This window comes from Sinomonas albida, from assembly GCF_004919045.1.
Classification (GTDB): Bacteria; Actinomycetota; Actinomycetes; order Actinomycetales; family Micrococcaceae; genus Sinomonas; species Sinomonas albida.
In genome coordinates this window covers 1-1,363 of sequence record NZ_SWDW01000033.1, presented here as the reverse complement: position 1 = coordinate 1,363, position 1,363 = coordinate 1, and the positions used below count along the sequence as shown (strand labels likewise).

Here is a 1,363-nt window from a genome sequence, read left to right as displayed (position 1 = left end):
CCTGAACCGCCCCGGCGTGTCCGGAGACTCCGTTCCTTGGGAAGGATGGAGTCATGTCAGGGAATACGTCGAAGAGGTACCCGGCCGAGCTGCGTGAGCGGGCGGTGCGGATGGTCGGTGAGATCCGGGCCGACCACAAGTCGGACTGGGCGGCGATAACCCACGTCGCGGGGCTGCTCGGGGTAGGGACCCCGGAGACGGTGCGCAAGTGGTGCCTGCAGGCCGAGGTCGACGCCGGGAGCCGGCCTGGGACCACGACGGAGGAGTCGGCGGAGCTGAAGCGACTGAAGCGCGAGAACGCCGAGCTGCGGCGGGCCAACGCGATCCTCAAGGCCGCCTCGGCTTTCTTCGCGGCCGAGCTCGACCGGCCACAGCACTGATCGTGCGGTTCATCGGCGAGCACGCCGGAGAACGCCACGGGGACGGTCTGCGATGGGGAGTCGAGACGATCTGCGACCAGCTCACCGAGCTTGGCTGCAAGATCGCCCCAGCGACCTACTACGAGCACCGCGACCGCAGGCCCTCCAAACGCGAAGCACGCGACGCGGAGCTCAAGCCCATGGTCGCGAGGATCCACGCCGAGAACTACGGCGTCTACGGCGCGCGCAAGGTCTGGCTCCAGCTGAACCGCGAACGCCCCGAGGCTGCGCCGCCGATCGCGCGGTGCACGGTGGAGCGGCTCATGGGCGAGCTCGGGCTGCGCGGGGCCGTCCGGGGCAAGATCAAGCGGACCACGGTCGCCGACCCCGCGGCGAAGCGGCCGCGCGACCTCGTCGGACGCCAGTTCGCCCCGCTGGCACCGGACCGCCTGTGGGTCGCGGACTTCACCTACGTCTCGACCTGGGCCGGCTGGGTCTACGTCGCGTTCGTCATCGACGCCTACGCGAGGCGGATCATCGGCTGGCGCACCTCGACCTCGATGACCGCCCAGCTGGTGCTGGACGCCATCGAGCACGCAGTCTGGACCCGGGCCCGGGAGGGACGGGACGTGACCGGGGTGATCCAGCACCACGACCACGGCAGCCAGTACACCTCCGTTGCCTACAGCGAGCGGCTCGCAGCCGACGGGATCCGGCCCTCGATGGGGGTCGTCGGGTCCTCATACGACAACGCCCTCGCCGAGACGGTCAACGGGCTCTACAAGACCGAGCTGATCAGGGCACGCGGGCCCTGGCGGACCATCGAGCAGGTCGAGGTCGCCACCGCCGAATGGGTCGACTGGTTCAACCACCGCCGCCTCTACGGGTACTGCGGAGACATCCCACCGGCGGAGATGGAGGCCGCCTACTACACTCGACAACCGGACCCGGCAATCGTCGGATCCTCAAACTAGAAAGTCTCCGGACACGCCGGGGCGGTTCAC

General features: G+C 69.3%; 1 protein-coding gene. It reads left to right on the top strand.

What is annotated here, in order from left to right; genetic code table 11:
- Window positions 1–53: 53 nt before the first annotated feature.
- A protein-coding gene (locus tag E6A26_RS17495) for an IS3 family transposase (RefSeq protein ID WP_234865669.1) occupies window positions 54–1,333 on the top strand; the annotation gives its coding sequence in 2 pieces (ribosomal slippage) (window positions 54–342 and window positions 342–1,333; 1,281 coding nt in all).
- The last annotated feature ends 30 nt before the right edge of the window (window positions 1,334–1,363 follow it).